At 31.9% G+C, this 17,821-nt stretch carries 17 protein-coding genes; 12 read left to right on the top strand and 5 right to left on the bottom strand.

The window, feature by feature from the left end; genetic code table 11:
- Positions 1 to 204: 204 nt before the first annotated feature.
- Entirely contained in the window at positions 205 to 2,988 is a 2,784-nt protein-coding gene (gene uvrA, locus CLV33_RS03670) for an excinuclease ABC subunit UvrA (RefSeq protein WP_105472759.1), read from the bottom strand.
- Between the two features lie 238 nt (positions 2,989 to 3,226).
- Between uvrA and CLV33_RS03665 the strand changes: the two genes are divergently transcribed.
- Positions 3,227 to 3,811: an RNA polymerase sigma factor gene (locus CLV33_RS03665; protein ID WP_105473118.1), complete on the top strand. Its 585-nt coding sequence runs from the start codon at positions 3,227 to 3,229 to the stop codon at positions 3,809 to 3,811.
- Between the two features lie 305 nt (positions 3,812 to 4,116).
- Positions 4,117 to 4,263 carry a hypothetical protein gene (locus CLV33_RS17485; protein ID WP_170063968.1) on the top strand — a complete coding sequence of 49 codons (147 nt, stop codon included), beginning with the start codon at positions 4,117 to 4,119 and terminating at the stop codon, positions 4,261 to 4,263.
- A gap of 26 nt (positions 4,264 to 4,289) precedes the next feature.
- On the opposite strand, the gene CLV33_RS03660 is transcribed toward CLV33_RS17485, so the two are convergent.
- Positions 4,290 to 4,949, bottom strand: a complete 660-nt coding sequence (locus CLV33_RS03660; RefSeq protein ID WP_105472758.1) for an endonuclease III domain-containing protein — start codon at positions 4,947 to 4,949, stop codon at positions 4,290 to 4,292.
- A 53-nt stretch (positions 4,950 to 5,002) separates the two neighbouring features.
- On the opposite strand from CLV33_RS03660, the gene bcp reads away from it, so the two are divergent.
- A complete protein-coding gene (gene bcp / locus CLV33_RS03655; RefSeq protein WP_045372521.1) occupies positions 5,003 to 5,458 on the top strand; it encodes a thioredoxin-dependent thiol peroxidase in 456 nt (151 codons plus the stop codon).
- Positions 5,459 to 5,512: 54 nt separating this feature from the next.
- Here the strand turns inward: bcp and CLV33_RS03650 are convergent, their stop codons facing one another.
- Entirely contained in the window at positions 5,513 to 6,997 is a 1,485-nt protein-coding gene (locus tag CLV33_RS03650; protein WP_042243367.1) for a hypothetical protein, read from the bottom strand.
- Between the two features lie 95 nt (positions 6,998 to 7,092).
- Here CLV33_RS03650 and CLV33_RS03645 point away from each other — a divergent pair, with 95 nt between their 5' ends.
- Positions 7,093 to 7,854: an MBL fold metallo-hydrolase gene (locus tag CLV33_RS03645; RefSeq protein ID WP_105472757.1), complete on the top strand. Its 762-nt coding sequence runs from the start codon at positions 7,093 to 7,095 to the stop codon at positions 7,852 to 7,854.
- A 5-nt stretch (positions 7,855 to 7,859) separates the two neighbouring features.
- A complete protein-coding gene (locus tag CLV33_RS03640; RefSeq protein ID WP_042243375.1) occupies positions 7,860 to 8,360 on the top strand; it encodes a hypothetical protein in 501 nt (166 codons plus the stop codon).
- A gap of 4 nt (positions 8,361 to 8,364) precedes the next feature.
- On the opposite strand, the gene CLV33_RS03635 is transcribed toward CLV33_RS03640, so the two are convergent.
- Both CLV33_RS03635 and CLV33_RS03630 read right to left on the bottom strand, forming a co-directional pair.
- Positions 8,365 to 8,733: a DNA topoisomerase IV gene (locus tag CLV33_RS03635; RefSeq protein ID WP_105472756.1), complete on the bottom strand. Its 369-nt coding sequence runs from the start codon at positions 8,731 to 8,733 to the stop codon at positions 8,365 to 8,367.
- A gap of 38 nt (positions 8,734 to 8,771) precedes the next feature.
- Complete coding sequence (locus CLV33_RS03630; RefSeq protein ID WP_105472755.1) at positions 8,772 to 9,143, bottom strand: helix-turn-helix domain-containing protein; 372 nt, start codon at positions 9,141 to 9,143, stop codon at positions 8,772 to 8,774.
- Between the two features lie 262 nt (positions 9,144 to 9,405).
- Between CLV33_RS03630 and CLV33_RS03625 the strand changes: the two genes are divergently transcribed.
- The 7 genes from CLV33_RS03625 (at position 9,406) to CLV33_RS03595 (ending at position 17,726) form a co-directional block, all read left to right on the top strand.
- Positions 9,406 to 10,590: a M14 family zinc carboxypeptidase gene (locus CLV33_RS03625; protein ID WP_244906377.1), complete on the top strand. Its 1,185-nt coding sequence runs from the start codon at positions 9,406 to 9,408 to the stop codon at positions 10,588 to 10,590.
- A gap of 70 nt (positions 10,591 to 10,660) precedes the next feature.
- Positions 10,661 to 11,140 (top strand): Lrp/AsnC family transcriptional regulator, encoded by a 480-nt coding sequence (locus tag CLV33_RS03620; protein WP_042243383.1) that lies wholly within the window; start codon positions 10,661 to 10,663, stop codon positions 11,138 to 11,140.
- A 189-nt stretch (positions 11,141 to 11,329) separates the two neighbouring features.
- Positions 11,330 to 12,763 carry an MBOAT family O-acyltransferase gene (locus CLV33_RS03615; RefSeq protein ID WP_105472754.1) on the top strand — a complete coding sequence of 478 codons (1,434 nt, stop codon included), beginning with the start codon at positions 11,330 to 11,332 and terminating at the stop codon, positions 12,761 to 12,763.
- A 2-nt stretch (positions 12,764 to 12,765) separates the two neighbouring features.
- Complete coding sequence (locus tag CLV33_RS03610) at positions 12,766 to 13,695, top strand: hypothetical protein (RefSeq protein WP_105472753.1); 930 nt, start codon at positions 12,766 to 12,768, stop codon at positions 13,693 to 13,695.
- Between the two features lie 183 nt (positions 13,696 to 13,878).
- Positions 13,879 to 15,168, top strand: a complete 1,290-nt coding sequence (locus CLV33_RS03605; RefSeq protein WP_317045148.1) for an MBOAT family O-acyltransferase — start codon at positions 13,879 to 13,881, stop codon at positions 15,166 to 15,168.
- Between the two features lie 5 nt (positions 15,169 to 15,173).
- Positions 15,174 to 16,133, top strand: a complete 960-nt coding sequence (locus CLV33_RS03600) for a hypothetical protein (RefSeq protein ID WP_105472751.1) — start codon at positions 15,174 to 15,176, stop codon at positions 16,131 to 16,133.
- 279 nt (positions 16,134 to 16,412) lie between these two features.
- A complete protein-coding gene (locus tag CLV33_RS03595) occupies positions 16,413 to 17,726 on the top strand; it encodes a phenylacetate--CoA ligase family protein (protein WP_105472750.1) in 1,314 nt (437 codons plus the stop codon).
- The last annotated feature ends 95 nt before the right edge of the window (positions 17,727 to 17,821 follow it).

Here is a 17,821-nt window from a genome sequence, read left to right as displayed (position 1 = left end):
GCATTATCTAAAACTAAATTTAGTTAAATACTCTTATTATTGCCGCTTACGTATTCGTCAATAGTTTTTAGAGTTAGAAGGCTCAAATTGGTAACCAGTACTGGTTTTTTGTTAAAATATGTGTTTAAAAAATGGTACCATCACCAATTATAAGTCTGTAGATGCATTTTGCTTTATACCATATAAATCTTGGTATTTTAAACATTAGAGTTTGTCCTTTAAATATTTCCCAGTTTCAGAAGTTTTTACTCTAACAATATCTTCCGGTGTGCCATAGGCAACTAAATGTCCGCCTTCTTCACCGCCATCGGGTCCTAAATCAATAATATAATCAGCGCATTTAATTAACTCTAAATTGTGTTCAACTACAATAATGGAGTGTCCTTTTGCTATTAAAGCATTAAAGGACTTTAATAGCTTTTGTATGTCATGAAAGTGAAGTCCTGTGGTAGGTTCATCAAAAATAAAAAGTGCTTTATCTTTAGTGTTGCCTTTTCCTAAAAAGGTAGCTAGTTTTATACGTTGGGCTTCGCCACCAGAAAGTGTAGAGGAACTTTGGCCAAGGGTTACATAGCCTAATCCAACATCTTGTAAAGGTTGCAATTTGTTTTTTATTTTGTCTTGTTGGTTGGCGTTAAAAAAAGTTATAGCGTCATCTATTGTTAAATTTAAAATATCATCAATGGTTTTATTGGCAAATGTTACTTCTAATACTTCTTTTTTGAAGCGTTTGCCACCACAGGTTTCGCATTCTAGATGCACATCGGCCATAAATTGCATTTCAATTGTTACTTCACCTTCGCCTTTACAAGTCTCACAGCGTCCGCCATCTACGTTAAACGAAAAATGTTTAGCTTGGTAATTTCTAATCTTGCTAAGCTTTTGTTTAGAATATAAAGCGCGAATATCATCATAAGCCTTAATGTAGGTAACTGGATTTGAGCGTGAAGACCTGCCTATAGGGTTTTGATCTATAAATTCGATGTTTTTAATATTGCTAAAATTACCTTCTAAGCTAGAAAATTGTCCAGCCTTATCGCTAAAATCAGTTAGTTTTTTTTGTAAAGCTGGATATAAAATCTTTTTTACCAAAGTACTTTTACCACTTCCAGAAACACCTGTTATTACAGTTAGCATTTCCAAAGGAAAACGTACATCAATATTTTTTAAGTTATTTTCACGAGCCCCTTTAATATCAACGTAGTATTTTGAAGTTCTCCTTTTTTTTGGGACTTCAATTTTTAAACGCTCATTTAAATACTTTGCAGTTAAAGAAGCAGATGCTAAAATTTCTTCAAAAGTTCCATTGGCTACTACATTACCACCAAAAGTACCAGCTTCTGGACCAATATCAATAATGCTATCGGCAGCTTTCATAATATCTTCATCGTGTTCAACCACAATAACCGTATTCCCTAAATCACGCAACGATTGTAAAACTGAAATCAATCGTTCCGTATCTTTTGGGTGAAGACCAATACTAGGTTCATCTAGAATATACATAGAACCTACTAGACTACTGCCTAACGAAGTCGCTAGATTAATACGTTGGCTTTCACCACCAGAGAGTGTATTCGATTTTCGGTTTAAAGTCAAATAATCTAATCCAACATTGGCAAGAAAAGACAATCTATTATTAATCTCTTTTAAAAGGCGATTTGCAATTTGTGTGTCATAGTCGTTAAGCTCTAGTTCTTTAAAAAACTGAATCAATTTTTTTATTGGCATTTCTACCAAATCGGTTATGGTAACACCATTAATTTTAACATAATTAGCTTCAGGGCGTAAACGCTTGCCATTACAGGTTTTACATTTGGTTTTTCCGCGGTAGCGCGATAGCATTACCCGATTTTGAATTTTATAGGCCTTGGCTTCTAATTCTGCAAAAAAAGAATTTAAACCTTCAAAATACTGATTGCCATCCCATATTAATTGTTTTTGTTCAGCTGAGAGTTCGAAATAAGGTTTATGTATTGGAAAATTAAATTTATGGGATTTATTAACCAATTGCTCTTTATACCAGCTCATGCTGTCGCCTCGCCATGGAAAAATAGCATTTTCATATACCGAAAGACCTGTATTAGGTATTACCAAATCTTCATCTATACCAATAATATCGCCGTAGCCTTCGCATTTTGGGCATGCGCCGTAAGGATTGTTAAAACTAAAAAGATGAACATTAGGTTCTAAAAACGACATACCATCTAGTTCAAATTTATTGCTAAATGTGTGTTGCTTGCTATCATTAAGGTTTTCAACAATACATTCGCCTTTGCCTTCAAAAAAAGCTGTTTGTATGGCATCTGCTAGTCTATTTTTAAAATCTTCCTCATGTTTTACAATAATTCTATCCACAACCAACAAAACCTTTTCTTGTTCAGGAGCGGTTTTTATATCATCAATCCTTACAACGTCATTATTTACTTTTACTCTGGCATATCCTTGTTGTTGTAGGGTTTTCAATTTGTCTGCCATAGTGCGACCTTCTTCTAAATAAATAGGGGCAAGGAGCAATAATTTATCGCGCTCTTGAAACGACATAATATGGTTAAGTACATCGTTAACTGTATTCTTTTTAACTTCTTCACCAGAAATGGGGGAGTATGTTTTTCCAATTCTAGCAAAAAGTAACTTTAAATAATCATAAATCTCTGTTGTAGTGCCAACAGTAGAGCGCGGATTAGTAGAGTTTACCTTTTGCTCTATGGCAATAGCGGGGGCAATACCTTTAATGTAATCTACCTTTGGTTTATTGAGTCTTCCCAAAAATTGGCGTGCATAACTAGATAAGCTTTCCACATAACGTCTTTGTCCCTCTGCATATAGTGTATCAAAAGCTAAACTAGACTTTCCAGAGCCCGATAGCCCAGTAATCACCACTAATTTATTTCTTGGAATAACAACATCAATATTTTTTAAGTTGTGCAATTTTGCACCTTTTATAATAATATTTTCTTTTGGGTTTACTTTAGAAATAGCAGTATTCATAGGCTTTAAAGGGAATAATTTTGCAAAGATACTATAACTATGTGAGCTTAAAAAATGAAGAATAGTTAAGTGAAATGTTAAAAAAAGGTATTAATTTTTGCTTTTTAGGAATGATTGTTGTTATATTTGAATTGTTAATAACTCATTAAAACACTAGCCTATAGCATAATATTACTTTTAAAAACGAATAACCCCAAGCCTCGAAGAAGTATTGCTTCGTGCATTAAAAGTAAATATTATGCAAAAAGAACTTATTACTGATGCTACTTTGGTTAGCAACTACATTGCAGGACAAGAAAGCGCACTAGAAACACTTATAGGTAGACACAAACACAAAATTTACAGTTTTATTTATTCTAAGGTATACGACAAGGATGTAGCCGAAGATATTTTTCAAGATACATTTATTAAAGTAATACGTACCTTAAAACGTGGCGCTTATAATGAAGAAGGTAAATTTTTACCATGGGTGATGCGTATAGCGCATAATTTGGTGATCGATTATTTTAGAAAAAGCAATAGGATGCCAAAATTTGATAATACAGGAGAGTTTAGTATTTTTTCAGTACTAAGCGATAGCACGTTAAATGCAGAAAAAAGTATTATTAAGGAACAAGTAGAAAACGATGTGAGACGTTTGGTAGATGAGTTGCCAGAAGACCAAAAAGAAGTACTTATGATGCGTATTTACAATGATATGAGTTTTAAGGAAATATCAGACCGCACTGGGGTTAGCATCAATACAGCATTAGGGCGCATGCGTTATGCTCTTATTAATTTAAGAAAGATAATTGATAAGCATAATATTGTTTTAACCAATTAATCAGGTATACAAAATATTTTGGGCATTCCCCTCGATGTTCCTCTAGAAATTTTCAATAAACATACGTACTCGGGTCGCGCTTTCCGTTGCAAGTCCTCACTCCGCTATGGCTCCGCTGTGGGCTTTCCACTGCAATCCCTAATGCGGTTACGTATAGTCTACAAGTTAAGTCTAGAGTTTTAGGTGTAGTTATAGCCAATAGAAATGCTGCTTTCCAGAATGTCTCTTAATACAAAACAAAAATACTATACAATATAAAAAAGTTTGCTGCGTTATTATTTTGAATTAACCCTTAAATTAGTAAAATGGCAAAACTTTACTCCGAAAACTCAATTGAAAATACAAAGCCTCTTAAGCCTAAAGACGAAACAATTAATTTTCTTTTAAATTATTCTAAGGCTTTAGATGTAGTTAAAGGCAAAGAGAAGAAATTTGAAATACTTCTTAATTGATATTTAAAGAAATCCTGACTTGAAAATCAGGATTTTTTCTTTTTATAATAGTCTTTTATAACCGATTTTCTGCCAATAGTTTTAGTAATCACATCTTTCTCTAAATCCCAACCACGGGCAGGAGAGTATTCACGTCCATACCAAATAATTTGTAAATGTAAGTCGTTCCATAGCTCTTTAGGAAACAGTCGTTTAGCATCCTTCTCGGTTTGAACCACGTTTTTGCCCGAGCTTAAATTCCATCTATACATTAATCGGTGAATATGGGTGTCTACAGGAAACGCAGGAACACCAAAGGCTTGAGACATTACTACACTTGCTGTTTTGTGGCCAACAGCTGGAAGTGCTTCTAGCGCTTCAAAACTTTTAGGAACTTTTCCGTTATGCTTTTCAATTAAAATATTTGATAAACCATAAATACCTTTGCTTTTCATTGGCGATAAACCTACGGGTTTTATAATATCTCTAATTTCTTCCACAGATAGTTTTACCATATCATAGGGATTATCGGCAATTTCAAATAAAAGCGGCGTGATTTGGTTTACGCGAACATCGGTACTTTGGGCAGATAGTAAAACGGCTATTAATAATGTGTAAGGATCTTTATGGTCTAAAGGAATAGGAATATGTGGGTAAATATCATTTAACGTTTTTATAACGAAGGCTACACTTTCTTGTTTGGTCATTAGGTTGTATTTTTGTCAAACAAAGTTAATGAATTATTAAACAAAAAAAAGATATGACAACATTAAAAGCAGGGGATAAGGCACCCGATTTTAAAGCCTTAGATGAGCAAGGAAACACAGTTCAATTAAGTGATTATAAAGGAAAGAAACTTGTGGTATTCTTTTATCCAAAGGCAAGTACGCCAGGGTGTACAGCAGAAGCATGCGATCTAAATGATAATTTTGAGCGTTTTCAGGCTCAGGGTTATGAAATTTTGGGTGTAAGTGCAGATAGCGCTAAACGACAATCTAATTTTAAAAACAAATACGGATTTAAATATCCGCTTTTAGCAGATGAAGATAAATCGGTAATTGAGGCTTTTGGTGTTTGGGGCCCTAAAAAATTTATGGGTAAGGAATACGATGGTATTCATAGAACTACTTTTGTAATTGATGAGAACGGAGTAATTGAAGATGTAATATTAAAAGTAAAAACTAAGGCACACGCAGCACAAATACTAGATGCATAAAATATAGGTCTGAAAAGTTTATTGTGTAAAATAATACGCTTCAGACCTTATTTTCTATTTTTTCTTTGCAACAGTTCTGCGCTTTAAGGTAAGAGGTTTTAAAGGTCTTCTGGTATAACCAAATAATCTAAAGTCTTTTATTAAATCTGCGGTACCCTCTGGAAGCATTTCTTCCCAACCAGGTTCTCCTGTCTCTATCATTTGTAATGCTTCTCTAGAGAAAATATTCATAATGCTTTCATCGTAATCTTTAATGTCTATTACCTTGCCATTGTATTTAAAGAATTTGTATAGTTCTTTCATACGCGGATAAACCTTAAGATTCTCACTATTTATCAATTCTCCTGTTTCAGGATCAAACATTGGGTATAGGTATACTTTTAAATCCTTAAAGAATAATTTGCCAAATGCTTCTAGAATACCACCACTAATGTGCCTATAGTATTTTTCGTCAAAAATATCCACCAAATTACTAACTCCCATAGCTAGTCCCATTCTTGCTTTGGTATATTTAGAGAAGTATTCTACCACTTTGTAATATTCCTGGAAATTCGAAATCATTACAGATTGTCCCAGAGCACATAATAAATCTGCTCTATCAATAAAATCTTGTTCATCTATTTTGCCTTCAGCACGAAGGTTAGAAAGCGTTATTTCAAAAACAACAACTGTTTTTTCAGGGTCTACTTTATTTTCTTTTACAAATATCTCGTATGATTTCTCATACATAGCCATATTCACCTTTGTAACAGGCCTAAAACTACCTCTAAGTGCAAGTATATTTTTCTTGTAGAATATGCGAGCGGGTAAAACGTTGTTTCCGTCAGGGCCAAACATTACGGCATCCGTCATACCGTTTTTAACCAATTGCAAACTCATTAAGCGGTTGTCTACATTTTTAAATACTGGGCCAGAGAAATTTATGGTATCTATTTCCAGTTGGTCTTTATCTAAATGGTCGTACAAGTAACGTAGTAATTTTTTTGGTTCGTTATACTTGTAAAATGCGCCGTAAATAAGGTTTGTGCCTAAAACCCCTAGGGTTTCTTGTTGCAAACGTGCATCGGTTTCCTTAAATCTTATATGAAGAATAATTTCGTTGTACTCTGCGCCAGCTTCAACTTGGTATTTAATTCCTACCCAGCCATGGCCTTTAAACTGCTTAGCAAAATCTATAGTTGCTACCGTGTTGGCGTAGGTAAAAAATATTTTGTCAGGGTTTTTATCTCTAGTAATACGCTCTTCCATTAATGCCATTTCATGCGAAAGCATTTTGCGCAATCTAGATTCGGTAACGTAGCGCCTATCATCTTCCATTCCATAGATAGCATCACTAAAATCTTTGTCGTAAGCAGACATTGCCTTGGCTATTGTACCAGAGGCACCACCAGCTCTAAAAAAATGTCTAGCGGTTTCTTGTCCAGCGCCAATTTCAGCAAATGATCCGTAAATATTTTGATTAAGATTTATTCTGAGAGCTTTCGATTTTAATGAAGGAATATCATCAAATTCTCTGTCACCATGTATGCTAATTTCCATAAGCTATATAGGTTAATACAATTTTTGCGTAAAGATACCAAATAACCATAGTTTACAAAAAAATAACCCTATTTTTGTTTTAAAAACCATACATTTTGAAGGTTACTTTTCTAGGTACTGGCACATCGCAAGGTATTCCTGTAATAGGGAGTAAGCATCCTGTTTGCTTAAGTAATGACTTTAGGGATAAACGTTTAAGAACATCAGTTTTAATAGAATGGGATGATTATAGTTATGTAATAGATTGTGGTCCGGACTTTAGGCAGCAAATGTTGCGTTGCGGTTGTGAGAAAATCGATGGTATTTTATTTACCCACGAACATTCCGATCATGTTTTAGGACTCGACGATATTAGGCCATTTTACTTTAAACAGGGCGATATTTCTATTTATGCTCACAAAAGGGTAATAAAATCATTAAAAAAACGCTTCGATTATATTTTTGAAACTGAAAATAAGTACCCTGGAGCTCCTACCGTAAAAATTAATAAACTAAAAAACAAGGCATTTAAAATAGGCAACTTAACAGTTTTGCCGGTAAAGGGGTTGCACTTTAAATTAGACGTTTTTGGTTTTCGGTTAAACGATTTTTGCTATACTACCGATATTAACTATATGCCCAAAAAAGAAATAGATAAAATAAAAGGCGTTAAAACGCTTGTGGTAAATGCACTAAGAATTGAGCCGCATTATTCTCATTTTAATTTAGAAGAGGCTTTGGAGTTTATAAAAAAAATAAATCCAGAACGTGCCTATTTAACACATATTAGCCATATGTTGGGCTTTCATGCGGAAGTGCAAAAACAATTGCCAGAAAATGTGTTTTTAGCCTACGATAATTTAAAAATTACAATTTAATAAAGATGAAACGAAGAATTTTTATGTACCTGTTTGTGTTTACGTTACTGTTGGTGGTTTTTCAATACGCTAATGCAAAACGTATTTTTGAAAACCAAAATAGAAAATTGGACAGCGCAAACTCTAAAGTTTCAGCTTTGAAAGACTCTTTAATTATTCTGCAAGACCAAATATTGAATCTTTCACACTTTAACTTGGAGCGTAACGAAGATGCAATTAGTTATTTTGAAAAAGATGGTTATGATGTTAGCGAACTTATACCGCTAATAAAGGATGCGATTTATAGTACAAACGAATTTAAGGGGCAGCATCCCGTAGTGCCTTATGCTTCTTCTGAAGGTAGAAAAATGCTTATAAATACAGTAAAACTATTAAACCATAAATGGATAATAGCCGATTTTTCGGATGGAGAATATTGGGGCGAGGTGTTTGTTGCCTACTATATAAATGATGATAAAACAGTAGAGTTCAACACAGTAGAATCTTTTTTATATCCCTTTGATTAAGTTGTTATTTTCTGTAAGCAGTACCTTTGGCTTTATTCACCTCACCAACATACGAATATTCGTAAGTGTAAGACGAATCGGTTGTGGTTAGAATTTTAAGATGTATATCCTTTTGTTCAGCCATGTTCTTAGGGTTAATAGTTCTAAAAATTACCTCACAATCGTTTATCCACCTTACTTCAGAAGAATCTACACGATTGTTGTAAGTCTCAATTTGCAATGTTTCTGTTCTAATGAATTCTGATGTATATAGAACACCATTAGTGGTTGATTCGCTGTAGAATTTTCCAGTTTTAAAATCTGTACAATTTCTTTCAGATTGGTAACAAGACGACAAAAGTAATACGGACAATAGTAGGAGGGTATTTTTCATTTTAAAAAGTATTTATTGCAAATCTACAAACTACAGTGTTATTTTTCGAAATTTTCAAAACTACCATCGGAATAAAAAATAACAATGCGTTCTATTTTTTTATTTGAAGCTATTTTGGCTTCAACTATTTCTTTTGAAATATTTGAAGGAGTAGGTGCGTGCGCTATTTTTTCTGAAGTAGTAATATTTGGAAAAGTGCCCTTGCCATTTAACAACCAGTATAATTCTACCTCAGGAAAAGTTGATAAAACTTTTAAAACAAATTCTAAACTCGGTTTGTTTCTCCCAGATAATATATGCGAAATACTAGAGCGTTGCACACCTATTTTTTCTGCAAAAGAAGAAGCGGTTTCACCATAATATTCTATGATTTTTTGCAGTCGTTTAGTGAAAGCTTCGCTGTTTATCATTGTAAATTAACTTTAATGTAGATTTGTTTTACAAATGTAACAAATAGTAAGATATAGTTGTTTAAAACACTAGTTTTTATTTTTAAATAATTAAATTTTAACTTTCAATAAAATAATTTAAAATACTGAAAAAGAACATTTTAAATAAATTTTTGTTTAATATATAATAATTTGAAACTTTTACATTGTTTTTTCGTCAATTTGTGTTTACAAATGTGTGCAAGAGTGGTAAAAAACCTTGTTTACAATTGTAAAACACGAAATGTTTACATTTGTAGACCAAATAAAACTCATGGATATAAAAGACACACAAGCATTGTTTGAAAAACATAAAGAACAAACGCTTTATTATAGGTATATTACTAATGAAAAAATTAAGCCGTTACTTTCTAAATACAAAAATAAAGCGGTAGTAAAAATTGTTGGTAAATCTGTTTTAGGCGATGATATTTTCTCTGTAAAGATTGGTAGCGGGCCAAAAAAAATATTAATGTGGTCTCAAATGCATGGCAATGAATCAACAACAACAAAGGCAATTTTCGACTTTTTAAATACGTGTATTTCAGGTAACAATATCTCAGCTACAATTTTGAAGGAATGTACGCTTTGTATAATACCTATTTTAAATCCAGACGGCGCAAAGGCCTATACACGAGTAAATGCCAACACGGTAGATTTAAACAGGGACGCACAAGACCAAACACAACCCGAAAGTGTGGTTTTAAATACTGTTTTTAACGATTTTAAACCTCATTTTTGTTTTAACCTTCACGGGCAACGCACCATATTTAGTGCAGGAAATTCAAACAATTCTGCAACAATATCGTTTTTAGCTCCAGCACAAGACAAAGATTGTACAGTAACACCAACACGAAAAGTTGCAATGGAGGTTATTGTAAATATGAATAAAACTTTGCAAGAATTAATTCCAAATCAAGTTGGGGTTTACGACGATGCTTTTAATATTAATTGTGTTGGAGATACGTTTCAATCTAAAAACATACCAACTATATTATTTGAAGCTGGCCATTTTGCCAACGATTATGCCAGAGAAAAAACACGAGAGCTTATTTACATGTCTTACATGAGTTCATTGCTATACATTGCAGAAAATAATGTAGACGGTACGAAGTATCAGGATTATTTTAATATACCAGAAAACGAGAAACTTTTTTTTGATGTTATTATTAAAAACGTTAGGCCTAATACCAAAGCGGAAACGATTGTAGATATTGCTTTTCAATTTGAAGAACGCTTAGAGCATGGGGAGGTAATATTCTTGCCAATTGTAAAAAAAATAGGCGATTTAACTAATTACTATGCTCATAAACATATAGATGGCAATGGCAGTGTGGTTTTGGCTATTAATAATGATGAATTGAAAATAGACAGCGCAAACGTTTTCGTAAAATTGAATAATGAGAAAATCGTATTATTTGTGAAATAAAATGCATTAAAAATGTATAATTATTACATAAAATGTATTAATTTTGATTTTTATTTAAGAAAATCGAATTATGGGGAAAATCAAACTAGACGAAATCGATCATCAAATTCTTGATATGTTGATAGACAATACAAGAATACCATTCACTGATATTGCAAAAAAACTTTTAATTTCAGCTGGAACAGTACACGTACGCGTTAAAAAAATGGAAGAATCTGGTATAATTAGAGGCTCTTCTTTAACGCTAGATTACAAGAAACTAGGATATTCCTTCATAGCATATGTTGGCGTTTATCTAAACAATACCTCTCAAACACAATTTGTATTAGAGCGTATTAACGAAATACCTTTTGTAACTGTGGCTCATATAACTACAGGGAAATTTAATATTTTCTGTAAAATTAGGGCCAGAAATACAGAACATGCAAAAGAAGTAATATTTAAGCTTGATGAAATAGACGGGGTATATCGTACAGAAACTATGATATCTTTAGAAGAAAGTATAAACGATAAGAAACGATTAATGCATTCTATTTTCAACGAGATGTAATTAATTGATTTTACATTAATTATAATAAAAGCTCCATTTTGTGGAGCTTTTTTATTGTTTACTTATTAGGTGTTATGTTTGTTAAAGTAATAATTGTGTCATTCATAGAAAATTTTTGATATACTTGTACACTTAAAAGATATTTACCCATATTTACAATAACCAAAAAAACCTACTTATTCACTTTATATGTTATTTAATTCTATAGAGTTTTTTGTTTTCTTACCAATAGTTTTCATTTTGTATTGGTTTGTTACAGCAAAATATTTAAAGGCTCAAAACCTACTTATAGCAGTTTCTAGCTATGTTTTTTATGGTTGGTGGGATTGGAGATTTCTTTCATTAATTGCATTTAGCTCAATCGTAGATTACTCTATTGGCTTACTTCTTAGTAAATCAGAGTCAAAAAAGAAACGAAAATTGTTACTATGGATTAGCATTTGTGTAAATCTAGGGTTTTTAGGCTTTTTTAAGTATTATAATTTTTTTGTACAAAGTTTGGTAGACTCTTTTACACTTCTAGGGCAACCACTAGAAATTAGCACTTTAAAGATTATTTTGCCGGTAGGTATAAGCTTTTATACGTTTCAAACATTAAGTTATACTATAGACGTTTATAACAAAAAATTAACACCCACAAAAGATTTTGTTGCATTTACAGCATTTGTTAGCTTTTTTCCTCAGTTAGTAGCAGGACCTATTGAACGTGCAACTAATTTATTACCTCAGTTTTATACGCAGCGCAAATTTAATTACAAATTAGCAGTAAATGGAATGCGCCAAGTATTGTGGGGCTTATTTAAAAAAGTAGTAATTGCAGATAATTGTGCTAAATACGCTAATATTATATTTAATAACTACGAAGATTATTCGGGTAGTACATTGTTATTGGGAGCGTTTTTCTTTGCATTTCAAATATACGGTGATTTTTCAGGTTACTCAGATATAGCTATAGGTGTTTCAAGATTATTTGGTTTTAACCTTAAAAGAAATTTCGCATTCCCTTACTTTTCTAGAGATATTGCTGAGTTTTGGAGAAGATGGCATATCTCTCTATCTACTTGGTTTAGGGATTATTTATATATACCATTAGGAGGAAGTAGAGGTGGTACCAGCATGAAAATAAAAAATACATTCATTATTTTTTTAGTAAGTGGTTTTTGGCATGGTGCTAATTGGACATTTATAGTTTGGGGTGCCTTAAATGCTATTTATTTCTTACCTCTTATGCTTACTAATAAAAACAGGATAAATACAGACATGGTAGCAATGCATAGTGTTTTGCCAAGTGTGAAGGAGTTATCACAAATGGCAATTACATTCTTTTTAACATTAATTGCTTGGGTATTTTTTAGAGCAGATTCAGTTACGCATGCTTTTTTATTTTTAAAGGGTATTTTTAATGTTTCATTATTTTCTAATTTTCAAATATTCCCAACCACTATAATGTATTTAATATTATTTTTTATTGGTATTGAATGGATGGGAAGAAGGGGAGAATACGCTATAGACAAAATAGATGCTCTAAACAAGCCGCTTAGATGGGGATTTTATATATTAATTATTGTTTTAATGTTTAGTTTTACTGGGGAACAGCAGGAGTTTATTTACTTTCAATTTTAAGTATGATTAAATTTTTTAGAAATATAATTTTATTTTTCTTGGTTTCACTTATTGTTGGTGAAATAGTAGTTCGTGTAACACATGCCGTGTCTGATATTCCTCAACGTAGAATAGACAAAGATGGCATTCAAAAGTATTATCCTAATCAAACAGGATATTGGTTAAAAGGTACACATACTTGGCAGATTAATGAACTCGGTTGGCCTGGGGAATTACCTAATAGTTACGATAATTTGGTAACTATCATTGGGGATTCTTTCATAGAAAACTTCATGAACCCTAGTGAATGCCACCAAGCTGTTTTGTTAAAACAAAGACTAAATAATTATAATTTTTTAGAGGCAGCTAGGTCTGGAGTTTCATTTATTGAAGCTTTCGAGATTTCTAAGCGGCTAGATTCGCTTAAACCTGTTAAAAATTTAATTTATGTTACAAATAGTGATTTTATTGAAAGCATAAAAGACATTAAACCGTTAGAAGATATAACCCAAGTAGACTTAAAAGCACAAAAGGTTGTATACGGTAAAATGAAATCTCCTGGTGTAAAGAAATTACTTTATAATTGGAAGTTAGCGTATTATTTCTACAATAGGTTTCCAATTAATTTTAACTTCTGGAAGCCAAAAAAACCGAAAGTAGTAGCTCCCAAAAAAGAAGATACATCTTTTAAATATGGTTTAGAAATACAATCTCTTTTATCATATGTAAATGAGAATTATAGCATTAATGATAAAATACTGGTATTCCACCCAAATTCAAATAAGGCGATAATTGAGCTATGTAAACAACAAGGTTTTCAGGTAATTCATTTAAACTCTAGCAAAGATGAAAAAAGCTGGACGTTTGACTATGATCATCATTGGACATGTTATGGCCACGAGCAAGCTGCCAATCAAGTTAAGCAAGGTTTGCTAAATACCAATTTAAAATAATAATAAAAATAACAATAAACTATGGTATTTAATTCACTGGAGTTTTTTGTCTTTTTGCCAATTGTTTTTATAGTATACTGGTTCTTTTTAAAAAGAACAGTAAAAGGGCAAAACCTATTTTTGCTCTTAGCTAGTTATTTTTTTTATGGCTGGTGGGACTGGAGGTTTCTTTCCTTAATATTCTTGAGTACTGTTGTTGATTATTTAATTGGCTTAAAAATTCATGCTAATGAAGAAAAACACAAGAGAAAACTTTGGCTTTGGTGTAGTGTAGTCTTTAACGTTGGGCTTTTAGGTTTTTTTAAATATTTTAATTTTTTTATTGATTCTTGGATTGATGCTTGCCATTTAATTGGGTACGACATAAAAAGTACGTGGACTCTACGTGTTTTACTTCCCGTAGGTATTTCGTTCTATACATTTCAAACCATGTCCTATTCGTTTGATATTTATTATAAACGATTAAAACCTACAAAGGATTTCTTGGGGTTTGCGGCGTTTGTTAGTTTTTTCCCCCAGTTAGTTGCTGGTCCTATTGAAAGAGCATCCAATTTATTATCCCAGATTTTAACTAAGAGAACATTTAATTATGAGCAATGTGTTGCTGGTTTAAAACTTATATTGTGGGGCTTATTTAAAAAAGTTGTAGTTGCAGATGGTATAGCGCCTATAGTAGATGATATATTTTCTAATTATGGCAATTATCCCGCTTCTACTTTAGTTTTGGGAGTAACTCTATTTAGTTTTCAGGTGTATGGAGATTTTAGTGGCTATTCTGATATTGCTATAGGAACCGCTAAGCTTTTTGGTATAGAACTAATGTCTAACTTTAAGTTCCCCAATTTCTCAAGAAATGTGGCAGAATATTGGCAACGTTGGCATGTGTCTCTATCCACCTGGTTTAGGCATTATGTTTACATTCCTTTAGGAGGATCTAGAGTAAGCAAAGTAAAATCGGTTAGAAACATTTGTATTATATTTTTGGTTAGCGGTTTTTGGCATGGTGCAAATTGGACGTTTATTTTTTGGGGTGCATTTCATGCCTTGGCATTTATACCAGTATTTTTAATGGGACGTAATACTATTTATAAAAATTCTGTTGTAGGAGAACATTCAATTTTTCCATCTCTAGTAGAAATAGGGCAGGTGCTCCTTACGTTTTCTATCGTTACATTTTCTAGAATATTTTTTAGGTCAGAATCTATTACAGATGCCTTTAATTTTATAGAACGCATCGTTTCAAATTTTTATTATGCCCCGTATTATCACCCATTAGGTTATCGTATGGTAGATTACTATATACTCATTTTTATATTTGTTATTTATGAGTATATTATAAGGAAAGATGAAAGGTCGCCTTTTAAATTTAAGTCTAGAGTTGTGAGGTTTATTATTTACTCTATTGTAATAATGGCAATGTTACTATTTTATGATAGTAGTATTGATAGGTCGTTTATATATTTTCAATTTTAAAGCATATGAAAAGGCTATTTTTAAAATGTTTTATTTATGCTATTTTAATAGTATTCGCTTTAGAGGTGTATGTGCGCGCATTTCATTTAACAAAAGATTATCCGTCACGATATATAGACAACTATGGGGTAGAGAAGTGGGTGCCTAATCAATCTGGTTTCTCTGTAACAGGAAATAGAAGACAGAATTTTTCAGAATACCATATAAATAATTCAGGTTTTAATTCTTATCGCGAGTACAATCCCACGAAAGATAAAATAGAGGTAGCACTTGTTGGCGACTCATTTATAGAAGGCTTTCATCAACATTATTATAATTCCATAGGTAAAAAGATTGAAAACAGGATTAAGGATATTGACATTTATGAGTTTGGGTATGCAGGCTATGATTTTGCAGATCAGTTACATTTAGTACACTCATACAAAAAGGAATTTGATTTAATTGATCATGTAATTTTTGGGTTAAAATTTGAAAATGATTTAACAAGAGGCGAATATGTTGTAGTGAAGGATAGAATGCGCTTAGAAACCCCTTTGTTTAAAACGCTACGTGAGATTAAAATATTGGCCTACGCACAAAGTATAGGTATAATAGACCCCGTTAGAAAAGCTCCAGGTAAGCTAATATCATTTTTTAAAGGAAACAATAAGCAGAAAACAGAACTTACAGAAGAAGAACAGCTTTTAAAAGACACCGAGAACAATAAAACATATTTAAAAAATTTTAAAAACTTAATCCATTTATATGGATACGATAAAAGGCGTTATACTTTATTGATAGATAAAAGTAAAACGCCAAAAATGTTTCTAGATTACCTTGATAATAATGGTTTTCGTTACATAGATTTCTCTAAAGCGCTTGAAGCATCAAATAAACCTACAGACCTATTATACGATAAGCATTGGAACAATAATGGGCGCAGTATTATTGCGCGTCTTATAGCAGACTACATAAATAAAAATTAATTTGTTTTAATCTTGTTGCACTAATATAGAAGTAGATAAAAAATTTACCTTCACTATAAATTAAACTTCACTTATTACACGCATTACAAACTTATTTCTGCGTAATCATTAACTATAACAACGTTTTACCAAAAATTACCCTATTGCAAGTTTATGGCCCTAAAAAAAGGAATGTCTAATTGATTTGTAAATGATTATTTTGATATGAAGTAAAATTAACGTACTATTGAGAAACTATTATCCTAGCATAAATCAAGAAATCTTCATCACAATATAATTATGCATTTTGGAACAAGAGTTAGAAATACAGCTTTTTGGACTTTAGACTATCTTAAGGGAGGAAAAATTAAGACAAATTTAAAAGATATTGAACATAGTTTAAATAATCTTAGTTTCGAAGCGCTTAAAGCTAAAAACAAAAAAGTCCTAAATGTTTTGTTGGATACAGCAGTTACTCGTTCTATATTTTATTCAAAATATAAAGGTTATAAAAATCTACGAGATTTCCCAGTGTTGAATAAAGGCGACATTAAAGCACAATTTAACTCAATTACTTTACAAGAACTTAACAAGGAAGACCTTAATAAGGTAAGTACTAGCGGTTCAACAGGTACGCCGTTTTCTATATACCAGAGTAAACTAAAACAAATACGAAATACTGCTGATACATTATATTTTGCAAAAGACTCAGGTTTTACTTTAGGTGAAAAACTACTGTATTTAAGATTATGGTCTAAATATTACAGAAAAAATAGAATAATTGCCTATTTACAAAATATAGAGCAAATTCATATAGAGGATTTAGATGACGCTGGTATTAAACGATTATTGAATAAGCTAGAGAGAACAAAAGTGCCTATGGGGTGGCTTGGGTATGCTTCTGGTTTTGAAAAAATTTGTAAGTATTTAGAAAAAAATAATGCAGCGAAAATTGACTGTAAGATTAATTCTGCGATAGCTATGTCTGAAGCAATAACAGACGTTGTTAAGCAAAAAATGGATTTTTATTTTAATTGCTCTACTGTTTCTAGATATTCTAATGTTGAAAATGGTATAATAGCCCAACAAACAAAAAATAGCAATAATTTTAAAATAAACTGGGCAAGTTATATTGTTGAAGTACTTGAAATGCATTCTGATAATCCTGCAAAAAAAGGGGAGTTAGGTCGTATCGTAATTACCGATTTGTACAATCTGTCAACACCTATGATACGATATGATACAGGCGACGTTGGGGTTTTGGGAGAATGTAATACTAATAATGATTTTCCAGTACTAAAAACTATTCATGGCAGAATATCTGATATGCTTATAGATACGTCTGGGAATGTAATAAGTCCATTTGTTGTACATACCACACTTTATGAATATAGTGAGTTAGAGCAATTTCAAATTATTCAAAATGGAAAGAAAGATTATATATTAAAGATAAATTGTATAAATAATAAATTTACCAAAGAAGCTCACTTCTTAAAGTTTTTCAAAAATGTCTTAGGTGAAGATGCCAATTTAAAAATAGAGTATGTGAAAGAGATACCAGTATTAAAATCTGGAAAAAGAAAAATTGTGGTTAATAATTTCAATAAGGTTTAAGAGGCACATTCATAAAAATCACATCCCTTGTAAATACGAGTGTTTCTTTTTAAATTAACGTACACAAAAACCCCGAAAACAGCTGTCCAGGGCTA

Source organism: Jejuia pallidilutea, from assembly GCF_002973595.1.
GTDB lineage: Bacteria > Bacteroidota > Bacteroidia > Flavobacteriales > Flavobacteriaceae > Jejuia > Jejuia pallidilutea.
This window is presented reverse-complemented; position numbering and strand designations above follow the sequence as displayed.